Annotated in this window: 12 protein-coding genes; all 12 read right to left on the bottom strand. The window is 54.0% G+C overall.

Features of this window, described 5'->3' with window-relative positions; translation table 11 throughout:
* Window positions 1-21 precede the first annotated feature (21 nt).
* The 12 genes from AC506A_RS23745 to AC506A_RS23690 all read right to left on the bottom strand — a co-directional run bounded on the left by AC506A_RS23745 (window position 22) and on the right by AC506A_RS23690 (window position 14,097).
* The gene (locus tag AC506A_RS23745) at window positions 22-2,955 is read right to left on the bottom strand and encodes a S8 family serine peptidase (protein ID WP_495463474.1); all 2,934 of its coding nucleotides are present in this window, start codon (window positions 2,953-2,955) and stop codon (window positions 22-24) included.
* 733 nt (window positions 2,956-3,688) lie between these two features.
* Window positions 3,689-5,251 carry an NADH-quinone oxidoreductase subunit N gene (locus tag AC506A_RS23740; protein WP_495463473.1) on the bottom strand — a complete coding sequence of 521 codons (1,563 nt, stop codon included), beginning with the start codon at window positions 5,249-5,251 and terminating at the stop codon, window positions 3,689-3,691.
* 3 nt (window positions 5,252-5,254) lie between these two features.
* On the bottom strand, window positions 5,255-6,886 hold the full coding sequence (locus AC506A_RS23735; RefSeq protein WP_495463472.1) for a complex I subunit 4 family protein: 1,632 nt from the start codon (window positions 6,884-6,886) through the stop codon (window positions 5,255-5,257).
* On the bottom strand, window positions 6,886-8,754 hold the full coding sequence (gene nuoL, locus AC506A_RS23730; RefSeq protein ID WP_495463471.1) for an NADH-quinone oxidoreductase subunit L: 1,869 nt from the start codon (window positions 8,752-8,754) through the stop codon (window positions 6,886-6,888). The genes AC506A_RS23735 and nuoL overlap by 1 nt, the downstream gene beginning before the upstream one ends.
* Before the next feature lie 4 nt (window positions 8,755-8,758).
* The gene (gene nuoK / locus AC506A_RS23725; protein ID WP_090982274.1) at window positions 8,759-9,061 is read right to left on the bottom strand and encodes an NADH-quinone oxidoreductase subunit NuoK; all 303 of its coding nucleotides are present in this window, start codon (window positions 9,059-9,061) and stop codon (window positions 8,759-8,761) included.
* A gap of 1 nt (window position 9,062) precedes the next feature.
* Complete coding sequence (locus AC506A_RS23720; protein ID WP_495463470.1) at window positions 9,063-9,584, bottom strand: NADH-quinone oxidoreductase subunit J; 522 nt, start codon at window positions 9,582-9,584, stop codon at window positions 9,063-9,065.
* A 3-nt stretch (window positions 9,585-9,587) separates the two neighbouring features.
* On the bottom strand, window positions 9,588-10,043 hold the full coding sequence (gene nuoI, locus AC506A_RS23715) for an NADH-quinone oxidoreductase subunit NuoI (RefSeq protein ID WP_495463469.1): 456 nt from the start codon (window positions 10,041-10,043) through the stop codon (window positions 9,588-9,590).
* Between the two features lie 76 nt (window positions 10,044-10,119).
* Window positions 10,120-11,130 carry an NADH-quinone oxidoreductase subunit NuoH gene (nuoH, locus tag AC506A_RS23710; protein WP_495463468.1) on the bottom strand — a complete coding sequence of 337 codons (1,011 nt, stop codon included), beginning with the start codon at window positions 11,128-11,130 and terminating at the stop codon, window positions 10,120-10,122.
* Complete coding sequence (locus AC506A_RS23705) at window positions 11,130-12,230, bottom strand: NADH-quinone oxidoreductase subunit D (RefSeq protein WP_495463467.1); 1,101 nt, start codon at window positions 12,228-12,230, stop codon at window positions 11,130-11,132. The genes nuoH and AC506A_RS23705 overlap by 1 nt, the downstream gene beginning before the upstream one ends.
* Before the next feature lie 6 nt (window positions 12,231-12,236).
* Complete coding sequence (locus AC506A_RS23700; RefSeq protein ID WP_495463466.1) at window positions 12,237-13,211, bottom strand: NADH-quinone oxidoreductase subunit C; 975 nt, start codon at window positions 13,209-13,211, stop codon at window positions 12,237-12,239.
* Window positions 13,208-13,726, bottom strand: a complete 519-nt coding sequence (locus AC506A_RS23695) for a NuoB/complex I 20 kDa subunit family protein (RefSeq protein ID WP_495463465.1) — start codon at window positions 13,724-13,726, stop codon at window positions 13,208-13,210. Before AC506A_RS23695 ends, AC506A_RS23700 begins: the two co-directional genes overlap by 4 nt.
* Window positions 13,711-14,097 (bottom strand): NADH-quinone oxidoreductase subunit A, encoded by a 387-nt coding sequence (locus AC506A_RS23690; RefSeq protein WP_495463553.1) that lies wholly within the window; start codon window positions 14,095-14,097, stop codon window positions 13,711-13,713. Before AC506A_RS23690 ends, AC506A_RS23695 begins: the two co-directional genes overlap by 16 nt.
* Between the last annotated feature and the right edge of the window lie 14 nt (window positions 14,098-14,111).

The raw sequence follows: 14,111 nt of genomic DNA, 5'->3' as shown, positions 1-14,111 counted from the left end.
ATTGACTCCCTGCTACAAATTCTACCTGTTCATTGCCCGAAGCAGCAGTGCAGCGAACTCCGCCCTGCTTGCCGTCTGCTCCGGTTTGAAGCTGCCATCCGGGTATCCCCCGAGCAGCTCTTGCTGCTTCATCGTCTGAATCGCCGGTGCGGACCAACGTGACAGCTTCACATCCGCGAAAGTCGCTGCATAGGGTCGTGAGCTATTCAGCTCTAGTGCCCGAAGCAGAATAACGGCCATTTCCTCACGGGTTATTGGCTTACTAGGACCAAAGGCCCCGCCCGGATAACCACCGACCCATCCCGTTCCCGAAGCTTTCGTAATTGCGGCGTACGCCCAGTGCTTCGTCGTTACATCGGTGAAGCTCGGTCCTGGGCTTGCATTCGGATTCAGTGCCCTCACCAGCATCGAAACGGCTTCGGCTCTTGTAATACTTCGATTCGGGTTGAAGCGGTAATTGCCGCTCCCTTCCACGATGCCGTCCTTGGTCAGCGACACAATCGTTTCCTCTGCCCAGTGACCGGCTATATCGCGAAACCCCGCTACGACCGGTTCAGCGTTCATGCGAAAGCCGTAGTACTGCCTGTCAAAGCTGCTGCTCGCCGTCACTTTGACGTAATACAGGCCTGCCTGTACGCGCTGTTCTTTGACCATGCTGGTTTCATTCTTTGCGGATTGCAAGGTAAATAGCGGCTTCTGCCGTTTATCGAACACCTCCGCCTTCATTCGGATTCCACTCGGAATGCCGTTGACCTGCACGGATAACACACTTTCACTGCCTAGGCGCAGCTGATACCAGTCCGCATCTTCTGCACCTATTACACCCCAGTAATCTGAACCCTTCGCAACACCTGTTGCTTCATACGATTTGTTGTTTGGCTCGTTGGGATCCGTATATTTTGAAATAAGCTCTATATTCAGTGTATACGCCGCCGCAGACGGACCGGCCTGTGCCGACATTCCGTTGTGAACGCGTATGTAGTATAGACCCGGCGTAACATTGATCAGCTCCGAGGTTTCGGTTTCCCCTTCGCTGTTCTCATCGATTTCCTGCAGCGTTGCCCCTTCTCGCCCAAAGGCGAGTGCGGGATCAATGCGTGCGGAGTCGGTAGAAAGCGAGAGCTTGAGCGTGCCCCCCGTTTCAAAACGAATGGCATACCAGTCGCGATCACCCGTCTGATGAAAATTGCCCGTCACCTTCTGAGACTGCGGCTTTAGCGTAAACGCTTGATACTGCTTATCGTTTATTTCATAAGTATCCGGTGCCACTTCGAAGGAGGAGGTCAGTAAATAAGGCAGCCGCTGTTTGCTCGTTTGAGCAAAGAAGCGGAGCTCAAATTCATTCCTCCCTTTCTTAACGTTCCATTCCACGGTTTGGTTGCCGAGTTTCGTAACTTTTGTACCCTGCACAACGCCCCCTGCAACATGCGTCAGCTGAAGGATCGGTGTAGTCTCCCCTCCGGTCAAGAGACCTTGTATCTGAAGGGAAATCACACCGTCATATGGCGCGTCCAGCGTGTACCAATCCTTGTCTTTGCCGCCTGCAAGCTCTGCGGCGATCCGTTTGCCCAGCGGGAACTTGCGCGCTGCCTGCCTGGTATCGTTCGGTTCATAGCCATCTGCTCGAAGCACTTCCGTTACAGCACGGTCGATCTGAAGCAGACCATAACCGCTAGCATCATCCACCCCCGGTTTGCCAATATCCCTTGCAGTCTGTCTGAGCAAAGCACGTACTTGGTATGGCTTGTAGCCGGGATGTTCCGCCCATACGAGCGCTGCCGCTGCCGCCGCCTGAGGCGCAGCCATCGAGGTGCCTTCTTCATGCTTGTACCCGCCTCCCAGTGCCGTCGTATAGACATGCCATGGTGCCGCAATATCAATCTCCGGTCCGGCATTGGAGCGCGGCTCCGGTTTCCCGTCCGCGTCAACACCCGCCACGGCAAGTACCGTAGCATAAGCAGCCGGGTATTTCACCTCGGCTTTGGAACCAAGCGCCAGCCCGTCGTTTCCGCTGGCCGCCACGAGCAGCGCTCCCTTAGACTCGGCATATTGCACGATATCCCTCAGATAAGGTGAATAGCGATAAAGGCCGACGGAAAGAACGATAATCCGTGCACCATGATCGACCGCGTAGACGATTGCCTTGCCCAGCCGCTCTTCATCGCCGAAGCCATCTTGATCAAGCGCTTTTATCGGCATTAGCTTGGCATGCCATAGAATGCCCGCAATGCCCTCTTTGTTGTTCCCTTCACCCGCGAGCACGCCGGCTACGGCCGTTCCATGCCCGTTGTCATCCTCCGGCGGCTTGCCCGGATTGACCAGATTGGTACCCGCCACCAGATTGTTCTTGAGATCGGGGTGATCCAAATCTACGCCTGTATCGATAAGCGCAATGGTCAGATCCAGCTGATCATGCACCTTCGTCCAGGCGGTTTCGGCCCCGATTTGATCCAGATGATGCAGCTTCGGCAGCTCTGGATCATTGCTCGCCGGCGCAGCCAGCAGCTTGACGCAGCTGATCGGCTCGGCGTAAGCGATCTCCGGCATCTGCTGCAGCCGGAGGAGCCACTCGGACGTGTCCGCCCCCGGGTTCTCGGGGCCGACAACGTCCACCGCGCCCGTCGCCGGCATCGCCAGGCGGCGGATCAAGCGCGTTCCCGGCAGCGCCTTCGCCTGCGCCGGGTCGCGCCATTTGATGAGCCAGCCGCCGGAGGGCGCGGGCTCATCTTGGCCGCCTTGGGCGGCGGTTGCCGCCGCAGGCGGCAAGGCCGCGGGGTCCCCTTCCCCTGCTGCTGCGGCGGATGCCGCGCCGGCAGGGACGCTCCAGAGCAGCAGCGCTGCGAGCGCAGCCTGCAGCAGGGTGCGCGGCGCAAGCGCGGCAGCCGCGGTGATGATGCGGCTGCCAAATTGGCGCACCGCTGAATATGACTTATCTTTGCAGCCTATTGTTGGCATAACATCGCCTGGCCCTTTCGGCTTCATACCGTGGCTAAATTGTGAATGACAGATGACCATCTTAGTCTGCCTTTAACCCGCAGCCTGTGATCTGAAACTTTTCGCTTCCGGAGTCCCATTCTCCTTTAAGTAAATTGTAGAAACAACAATTAAAAGGTCGATAGTCCTGCTTTAAAGGCTATTTACTCCGATGTTTATGCGTCGATATGCCTGACTTAATCTAAAGATTCGTTGAACTCCGAGAATAAAGAACTAGGACAAGCAGCCCCCTCAAATCCGCCAAGCAGCAACTTGTGTTTGTGATTCCTGTGGACATCCTTGGACAATCTAAACATTGAGCATCCAACCCACTGAACGTTCGCCTACCATGTGCCTCCCCCTCGAAAAGCCAACGAACCGCAGGAGCCTTATTTGGCCGGATTTCTAGGCTCCGTGACGCTAACGAACCGTAGAGACGCTATCGTGGGACAATCGGCTCCAAAACACCCAAACTCAGTCAAATAGAGTCACTAGGATCCGTTAGAGTTATTAGGAAGCTATTTGGGGGCAAATAAGACCTCCACGGTTCGTTAGCGCTTTCCTCAACCCTTTTGCGATGAAAACTATTCTCCCCCTAATTGTTTTACCGGAGTGATCCACCCCATCTTATCATTTCCAAACAGGAAAGAGCGGACCCGCAGGCCCGCTCCTCGTCTTTTCGACCCTAACCTAACCCAGCCTTGCCGCTTCTTCGCTAGCGAACAAACAAATCATTCACAATCGAGAAGTGGGTGTTAATCCAGTTCAGCACCGGACTTGGTACGATACCGAGCGCAACTGTTGCGACAGCGCACAGCCAGATGACGATTCCGGTTGTTACCGGCACTTGCACTTCATTATCAATTGTTGCCCGCATGAACATTTGCCTGATGATGCCGAAGTAGAAATAGTACGAGATTACACTGCTCACGACCATGACTGCTGCAATCCAGTAGAGATGAGATTGAGCCGCACCAAGCAGGATGAACAGCTTCCCGAAGAAGCCACCTGTGATTGGCAGTCCCGCTAACGAGAGTACAAAGACGACCATTGCCACTGCGGTCCACGGCGCTCTGTAATAGAGTCCTGAGAAGCCGCCTACTTCATCGCTGCCAGCCGACTTACTAATGACCGAGAATACGCTAAGCGCACCGATGGTCATGAGCAGATAAGCCGCAAGGTAGAATATAAATTCACCGAAGTTCGAGGCATGCATCCCTTTGAGCGAGAGTCCGAGCGGCACGAGCAGATAACCCGCATTCGCAACTCCGGACAAAGCGATGAGCCGTTTTACGTTGAATTGTCTTAGCGCCATCGTGGAACCAACCAGCATCGCTGCCGCTGCCATGACGTTCAAAGCTAAGAAAATATCATCCGCAATCGGCTTCTCCGGCGATGAAGCGTAGAAAGCCACGTTGTACACGAGTCGGAAAATAACGGCAAAAGCCGCACCTTTCGAGACGACTGCCAGAAAAGCAGTAACCGGTGTAGGTGCTCCCTGGTACACATCCGCTGCCCAATAATGAAACGGCGCTGCGGCGATTTTGATGCCCAGACCCGCAAGGATAAAGAAGAACCCGACATAGAGCAGCGCCGGGAAGTCCGCCGCATGCTGTTGAACGCCTTGCGCGATGGCGCCAAGATTCGTAGCACCTGTAATCCCATAGAGGTACGACATTCCGAATAGGATAAGCGCCGAGGAAATACCACCGGTGACGACGTATTTAAACGCTGCCTCTGACGATTGCACCGCCTGTTTCCGAATTCCGACGAGTACGTAGGTTGTAATGCTTAACAGCTCCAGCCCGATGTAAAGCGTGATCAAGTCTCCTGAGGAAGCCATAATCATCGCGCCGACGACTGCCGGAAGCAGCAAGTAATAGAACTCGCCTTTATTCGCGATATCGGACCGCTTTACTGTACCGAGGCTCATCAGCACGATTAGTGAAGTTGCCACTAAGAACACGATTTTGAGCATGCTGGAGAAATAGTCAATCCGGTAACTGTCCGCCATGATGCGAATGACACCGCTCATCGCTTGACCGGCTGCTTCCGCATCGGCCGTCTTCTGGGCCATATCCAGCATCCGCCATACGACAAAACCTAGTGAAGTCAGAAAGCCGCCCAGCGTCAGCCAGCCAATAACAGATGAACGGCGCGGTATGAACAAATCCAGTACAGCAAGCACAATCATAAACGCGATCAAAATCCATTCCGGGGCGAGATAGGCCGCATCGCTCCAGGTGAGCGATTGCAGCTGTTGTTGTGCAGCTTCCATCGTCTACCTCCCCGCCTTCTCTGTAAGTTGCTGAAGCAGCATGTCAAAGCCATGCTTCATCGGCTCCGTCAGAACAGCCGGGTACACCCCGATCAGTACGATGAAAGCAAGCAGCGTAATCATCGGCACCGCTTCAATCAGCCGCACATCCCGCGCCGCCCCGAACCGTTCCGGCATCGAGCCGAAGGTAATGCCAAGTATACTTCGAAGCACATAGATCGCTGTAAGAATAACCCCGAGCACCGCAATGCCCGTAATCACTCTCATCGAATCAAACAGCCCCAAGAACGAGAGGAACTCGCCCACGAACCCGGACAGACCGGGCAATCCGAGAGAGGCCATGCCTGCCGTCAGCAGAATACCGCTCATAAACGGCATGCTTCTTGCCAATCCGCCGAGGTCCTTCAGCTCCGTCGAGCCCGTACGCTCATAGATGCTGCCGACAATCAAGAACAACAGCGCAGAGATTAAGCCGTGCGAGATTAATTGAATCAGCGCACCGTTCAGGCCGATCTCATTAAAGGAAGCGATCCCGAGCAGCACGATCCCCATATGACTGATCGAGGAGTAGGCCAGCACGAGCTTAAATTCTTTCTGCACGAGCGCTAGTACCGCACCATACAGAATATTTACGACTCCGAGTATGGCTAGCGCCACCGCCCAATCCTTCGCCACTCCCGGGAACATGAATATCCCAAATCGGAGCAAGCCATACGCCCCCATCTTAAGCAGAACGCCGGAGTGGATCATAACGACGGAAGGCGGCGCTTCGGCATGTACCTGCAGCATCCACGTATGGAACGGGAAGATCGGCAGCTTAATACCGAATGCGATCAGCAGCAGCAGGAAAATCACCCAGCGCATCCGTTCCGAGAGATAGAGCGGATTATCCTGACCCTGCATCTGTTCCGTCGACATATTCACATAGGAATCCGGATTTGTCAGATTCGAGCCGATCACTTCGTAGCTGCCACTGTAGCTCAGGTTCGTCTGCTGTTTCTCTGGCAGCTGCTCCACGCTGAAGCCCGCTGTTGAGACTAACAGTACGAAGGCTAGCAGCATAATCGCAGAGCCGATCCCGTTATAGAGCAGAAACTTATTCGCCGCTTTCTCACGATTCATATAGCCCCATATGCCGATTAAGAAGAACATCGGAATGAGGGTCATTTCGAAGAAGACGAAGAACAAGAATACGTCTCGCGCCAGGAATACGCCTATCATGCCGATCTCAAGCATCAAGAACCAAATGTAGAACGACTTCCACCGTTTCTTCACGTGCACGGAAGCCAGTGCAGCCATGACACCCACAATCGTTGTGAGCAGCAACAGCGGCAGCGATAGACCATCGATGCCCATGTGATATTGGAAGGAGAACGAATACGAGCTCACTTCGCCTACCGCTTCTTTGTTCAGCGAGGTTTCAATCCAGGTCGCCTTCTCTTCATAGCTCTTCCCGCCTTTAGTGCCGTCATAATCGGCATACAGCCAAAGCGACAGCAGCAAAGGAAGAATAGTAGCCGAGATGGCAGCCACCTTCAGCCAGCGGCTCCGATGTTTAGGCAGAAGCAGAAGCACCAGAATACCTAGCAACGGCGAGAAAGTAATTAATGATAGAATCGGAAGATCAGCCAGCATTACCAGAACCTCCTTCCGACGATAGCCACAATGAGAACGACGAGACTAAGCAGTGTAATGAGTCCATAGGTTTGGATTTGTCCGGATTGCAATCGTGTTCCGCCGCGGCCAAACAGTACCGCCGTTCCGCCTGCTACACGAACAAGTCCATCCACCACATAGTCGTCCACCATATTCAGCAACTGGCCCAGCCCGCGCAGCGGACGCACCAGCAGCATGTCATACAGCTCATCCATGTAATATTTGCGCTCAAGAAGTCTTACAAGCCATGGCGCCCTTGAAGATACCGCATCGCGTGCAATTGTGCCTTTGACGAAGACCAACCAGCCCAGATATAAACCCAGCAGCCCAACAGCTGCAGAGATCACCATCACTAGACCGCCTCCGCCATGCTCCTGCTCGGCACCGTCGGTTAACCATGTTCCGAGCGTGTCGTTCCAAGGGGTTTGAACAAACCCTGCCACGACCGCCAGCACCGCAAGGATGATTAACGGAATCGTCATCGAGGACGGTGACTCATGTGCATGATCGCCCTTTGGCTTGCCCATAAAGACGAGGAAGAACAGCCTCGACATATAGAAAGCAGTGAAGAATGCAGCTACCACGCCAACTACGAAGAGCACCGGTTTCTCATGAAGCGCCTCATTCAGGATCATATCCTTGGACCAGAAGCCGGAGAACGGCGGAATTCCGGAGAGCGCTAGCGCCCCGATGCCGAACGTCCAGGTTGTGATTCGCATTTTGGAGCTTAAGCCGCCCATCTCGTGAATGTTTTGCGTATGTACGGCGTGAATGACGCTGCCCGCTCCGAGGAAGAGCAGCGCTTTGAAGAACGCATGCGTGAAGAGATGAAAGATACCGCCTGTCATCGAACCCAGACCCAGTGCCATCATCATGTAACCAAGCTGGCTGACCGTGGAGTAGGCGAGAATTCGCTTGATATCGTTCTGCGCCACACCGATGGTAGCGGCGAATATGGCGGTAAAGCCACCTACATAAGCGACGATATCCATTGCCGTTTGCGAAGCTTGGAAAATATCAAACGTCCGTGCAACGAGATAGATCCCTGCAGCAACCATTGTTGCAGCATGGATCAGCGCACTGATCGGTGTCGGGCCTTCCATCGCATCCGGAAGCCAGACATGGAGCGGAAACTGCCCGGATTTGCCGACAGCGCCGATAAAGATCAGCACCGCGATCCAGGTTGTTACGCCTGCCGCTATGAAAACCGTGCCACCGTCAAAGGCGTTGCCGATGCTCACAAAATCCAGCGCATGCTCCGGCATGTACCAGTAGAGCAGCAGAATGCCAAGCAGCAAGCCCGCATCGCCAATTCGCGTCACAATGAACGCCTTCTTTGCTGCCGCCTTCGCCTCCGGTTTGCTGTACCAGAAACCGACCAGCAGGAAGGAACATACACCGACAAGCTCCCAGAAAATATAGAGCGTCAGCATATTATCCGCCAGCACAAGTCCGAGCATCGAGAACGTAAAGAGCGCTACATAGCTGTAGAAGACGGAAATCCGTTCGTCGCTCTTCATATAACCCGCCGAATACACATTGACTAGGAAACTGACGGTTGTCACGACTACGAGCATGATCGCCGTTAAATTCGTGACCTCGAAGCCGGCATTCATCACGAGACTGCCGAGGCTAATCCATTTGAACGCATATTGATAGTAAGCAGATCCATCAGCCATATGCTCGATTAATACGAGAATAGACAGCACCAGAGCTGCTAAGGAGCTTATTGCACCGAGTGTCACCCCAAGCATCCGCTGTCCACGCCCGAAGGCAAGCAGCAGCAGGAAGGCCGCGAACGGAAAGAGCGGAATCAGCCAAGCTGATTGTGAGAAACTTGTATCCATGCCGTTACCTCCTCATTTCGTCATACTCATCCGCATTTACGGTCCCGCGTGCACGGAACAGCGCAATCAGTACGGCGATTCCGACAGCTGCCTCTGCAGCTGCTACGGCGATGCTGAACAGCGTGAACATTTGGCCGGTCAGCGATGGAACGACACCATACTTGGAGAATGCGACGAGGTTGAGGTTGACTGCATTCAGCATGAGCTCAATGGACAACAGGATGATAACGGCATTACGTTTGACAAGCGCACCATAAAGTCCAATACAGAACAGAATCGCGGCCATTGTTAAATACGAGGATAACATCCTATTCGGCCTCCTTCTTCGCCAGCACGATTGCTCCGATAAAGGCAACCGTCAGCAGCACCGACACGAGCTCGAAAGGAATGACATAACCGGTAAACAGCAGCTTCCCGATCTCCATCGTATTATCCGCCGTCGCCCCCATGAGCGGCTGCTCCGGTTCCGGAAACTCGGACTGACGGATGGCATAGAACAGAATGCCGAACAGCGCAAGCGCTCCAATTGCCGTCAGTGTTTCGCGCAGCGGCTTTGCTTGCTCCGCCTCCGCTTCCTGATGTTTGGTCATCATGATCCCGAAGATCATCAGGATGGACACCGCTCCAGCGTAAATGAGCACCTGCACGAAAGCCAGAAACTCTGCCTCAAGCAGAACGAACATACCGGCAATGCCGATGAATACGGCCGCAAGCGAGACGACCATGTGCACGACTTTAGTGAAACTGACCATCAGTACAGCGCCGCTGATAATGAGGACGGAGAACACGAAGAAGGCGACGAACTCACCGGAAAAATCGAAGTTGAACATCGTCTATTTCGCGCCTCCCTTGGCAGCTGCGGGAGCACCGATATTGTTATTGTCTTGGCGGACGTTGCGATTGTTCTCGTCCAACCACTTGAGATCCTTGAACAGCTCATCTCGGCTGTAAGCCGCCAATTCGAAATTGCCTGTCATGACGATCGCTTCGGTCGGACACACTTCGGTGCACAGATCGCAGAGAATGCAGAGTTCGAAATTGATGTCATACGTGTCGATGACCTTCCCTTTTTTGTCCGGATCCGGGTTCGCCTTACCTACGAGCGAGATACACTCCGTCGGACATATACGTACGCACTGATTGCACACGATGCATTTGTCCGGTTCAAAGTGCTGGATGCCGCGGTAGCGGTCCGGCATGATGATCGGCACATCGGGATAGGAAGTGGTAACTTTTTTCTCGGTCATTGATTTGAGCGTGACACCAAGCCCTTTTAAGAGACCTTTCATTCCTGTTCCCTCCTGAACGTTACTGCCTTATTTGCTAGAGACTCTTCCTTCGGATCCGTCAGCCCGAGCCGGAAGCTTATTTGACGAACAGCTCCATGTACACCGCCGTTAGAAACACATTCAAGATGGCTACCGGAAGCAGCACTTTCCAGCCCAGCCCCATCAGCTGATCGACTCGGATACGCGGCATGGACGCCCGGATCCAGAACAAGAAGAAGACGATCGACGAGAACTTGAGCAGGAACCAGATGATGCCCGGTATCCAAGTCAGGAACGGTGCCGGTGCGTGCCATCCGCCAAGGAATAATACGGTTGTGAGCGCTGCGATGGCATACACGTACACATACTCAGTCAGCATGAAGAAGGCAAAACGGAAGCCGCTGTATTCGACATGATAACCGGCTACAAGCTCCGATTCCGCCTCCGGCAAGTCAAATGGCGTACGGTTTAGCTCCGATACAGCCGCGATGACGAAGATGACGAAACCGATGATTTGCGGAATGAAGTTCCACTGCCAGAACCAATCGCCCTGCTGCTCCGCGATGGAGCGGAGATTGAGCGAGCCCGACATCATGATGACCCCGACGACGGAAATGACGAGCGGTACTTCATAGCTGATCATTTGAGCTGCGGAACGCATGCCGCCGAGCAGCGCGTATTTGTTGTTGGACGACCAACCGCCCAGTACGATTGCAACTGTCGAGATGCCCGAAAGTGCCACGTAATAGAGCAAACCTACGTTAATGTCGGCAAAATACAGCTTCTGCGTATACGGGATCACCGCCAGCACGGCAAAAGCCGGCACATACGCGAGCGCAGGAGCAAGGATGAACAGCATCCTGTCCGCTTTACGTGGAATCGTATCTTCTTTGATCAAGAGCTTCGTAATATCGGCTACCGACTGCAGCAGCCCCCATGGGCCAACGCGGTTCGGGCCGATTCGGAACTGCATCCAGCCGATGACTTTACGTTCAAAGAAGATCGCGTAGGTGACAAAGCCGAGTACAATAACGAGCAGGATGACGCCCCATAGGAAGAACAGCAGCGCGTTTCCCCACGTCAGCGTTTCTTCGAGCCAAGATCCCATCAGCAGTCAACCTCCCCTACGACAATATCAATGCCGCCCAGAATCGTAATGAGGTTCGTCATGGTTTCCCCGACAAGCAGCTTCGGCAGAATTTGCAGGTTAACGAAAGAAGGCCGGCGGAATTTAAGACGGTAAGGCTCCGCTTTTCCTTTGGAAACGATATGACAGCCGATCTCGCCTCGCGGCGATTCGATGGCGACATAGAGTTCGCCGGCCGGGGGACGTATGACACGAGGCACTTTGCCCATGACATCGCCAGAGGACGGGAACTGCGCCAAGGCCTGCTTCAAGATGCGAAGCGACTGGCGGACCTCTTCAAGACGGATCAGATAGCGATCGTAGCAATCGCCATTCTTACCGACCGGCACATCGAATTCGAATCGGTCGTACAAGCTGTAAGGTTTCGCTTTGCGTAAATCCCAATCAACACCTGTGGAGCGCAGATTCGCGCCGGAGAGCCCGTAATCGATCGCTGTTTGCGCATCATAACGTCCAATGCCTTTTATCCGTGCCAGGAAGATTTCGTTTCCGCTTATGAGCCTGTTATACTCATCGAGCTTGCCTTCCATATAGGGGATGAACTCGTGCACTTTCTCGATCCAGCCCGGAGGAGCATCCCATTTGACGCCGCCAACGCGCATGTAATTGTACGTTAATCGTGCGCCGCACAGCTCATTAAACAAATTGATAATAATCTCACGGTCGCGGAATGCGAAGAGGAACGGACTCATCGCGCCGATATCAAGCAGATAGGTGCCCCACCAAACCAAGTGGCTGGCTATCCGCTGCAGTTCCATCACGATTAGCCGCATGAACTCTGCACGCTCCGGAATCTCCAGCTCCATCATCGTCTCTACTGCATGAACGAGTACATAATTGGTCGTCATCGCCGAGACATAATCCATCCGGTCGGTATAAGGAATGATTTGAGTATAGTTCAAATCCTCCGCAAGCTTCTCTGTCCCACGGTGCAGGTATCCCATCACCGGCGTCGCTTCCGTAATGACTTCGCCGTCCAGCTTGACGACAATACGGAATACGCCATGCGTACTGGGATGCTGTGGGCCGACGTTAAGCAGCAGTTCTTCTGTACGAATCACGGCTCATCACACCTCCGGGTCTAGCGGTTCATAATCTTTGCGCAGCGGATATCCCACCCAATCGTCCGGCATCATAATGCGGCGCAGATCGGGATGTCCCGGAAAATCAATACCGAGCAAATCGTACACTTCGCGCTCATTCCAGTTCGCAGTGTTCCAAACCGGAACAACGGATGGAATTTGCGGATTATCGCGATCCGTCTTCACTTTCACCGTCATCTCCCGCTTCGATTGCAGCGATACCAGATGATACACGGTTTCCAGATGCGTCTCATAATCGACACCGGATAAGTTCCGCAAATAGTTGAATTGTTGCGTTTCATGCGACCTTAACAGCTCGGCACTTTCAAGCAGACGATCGGTCCGAATGATAAGCGTCGGCATATGGCCGTTTATTTCATTTATGTAGGCTTCAACGATGGCGTCTTCAGCAACGAATGAACGTATGAGGGCCGAAGCTTCATCCAGCTGCGGTTGCTTCGGTGACGGCGGCTTCGGCTCAGCCGGGGCGGCTTCGCTCTCAGCAGCCGCTTTCGCCGCTGCTCGCGCCGCACGCGCCTCCTCGGCAGCCTTGATCTTCGCTGCCTTCTCGGGATCGACTTCGCCGGCTGGAGCATCGCTGCCTCCTTCGCCGCCTGCAGCAGCTTTGGCTGCCGCCCTTGCTGCTCGTGCCTCTGCTGCAGCTTTCAGCTTGGCTTCCCGCTCCGGGTCCACCGCGGGCTCGCTCACCGAAGGTGCAGCTGCCTGCGCGCTCGGTGCTGCATCTGCCGCAGGCTGCGTAGATGGCTCACTTTCCGGCGCTGCCGATGCAGGCACCACTGCGGCCTCGCCTACTGGGTCTGCTGCCGACGGCTCGGCGACCTGCTCGCTCGGCGCTGCTGAGCCGGGCTGCTCACTTGGTGCAGCCTGTTGTGGCTCCGCAGGTGTTTCGCTATCCGGCTGCCCCTTCTGATCCAGTTCCTTCTCTTTATCCTCGCTCATCGACTAGTCACCCGCTTCCCGGTTTTCGCCTCGTAGCGGATCTTCTCTTGAAGCTTATTGATTCCATAGATAAGTGCTGCCGGATTCGGGGGACAGCCCGGAATGTACACATCAACAGGGACGATCTGATCAACGCCCTTCATGACAGCGTAGGATTTCACATATGGCCCTCCTGCAGTTGCGCATGAACCCATGGCAATCACCCATTTGGGTTCCGGCATTTGATCATAAAGCCTGCGAAGGAGCGGTCCCATCTTCTTCGTCACCGTCCCCGCAACGATCATGACGTCCGATTGACGCGGCGAAGTACGGAACATGACGCCGAACCGGTCAAGGTCATAGTGAGATGCGCCCGTCCCCATCATTTCAATGGCACAGCATGCCAGTCCAAAAGTAAGCGGCCACAACGAGTTGCTGCGAGCCCACGCCTTTAATTCTTCCAGCGTACCCATAAACACGTTGCGTTCCAGTTCTTTGCGTTCTTCGGGCGTGATCGACTCTAAATTGAATTCCATTTGAGCACCTTCTTCTTCCAGGCGTAGAGTAATCCAATTAACAATAATCCCGTGAAAATGGCCATTTCAACAAGCACAAATAAGCCGAGCTGCTTATACGCAACGGCCCAAGGGTATAGGAAAACGGTTTCTACATCAAAGATGACAAACATGAGCGCAAACAAGTAGTAGCGCACATTAAAACGAACCTGACCTTCCCCAACGGGCTCGTTCCCGCTCTCGTAAGTGGTCTTCTTCTCTTCATTCGGTTTGTGCGGACGCAGCAAACGTCCAACAGCCAAAGCAACCACCGGAAGTAGGATACCAAGAAGAATGAAGATCGTCACAATCACGTAATTGTTGATGTACTTCTCCACACAATTCGCCTCCATGGTTATGAGTCTAT

This window comes from Paenibacillus sp. N22P23 (assembly GCF_059383735.1).
This window is presented reverse-complemented; position numbering and strand designations above follow the sequence as displayed.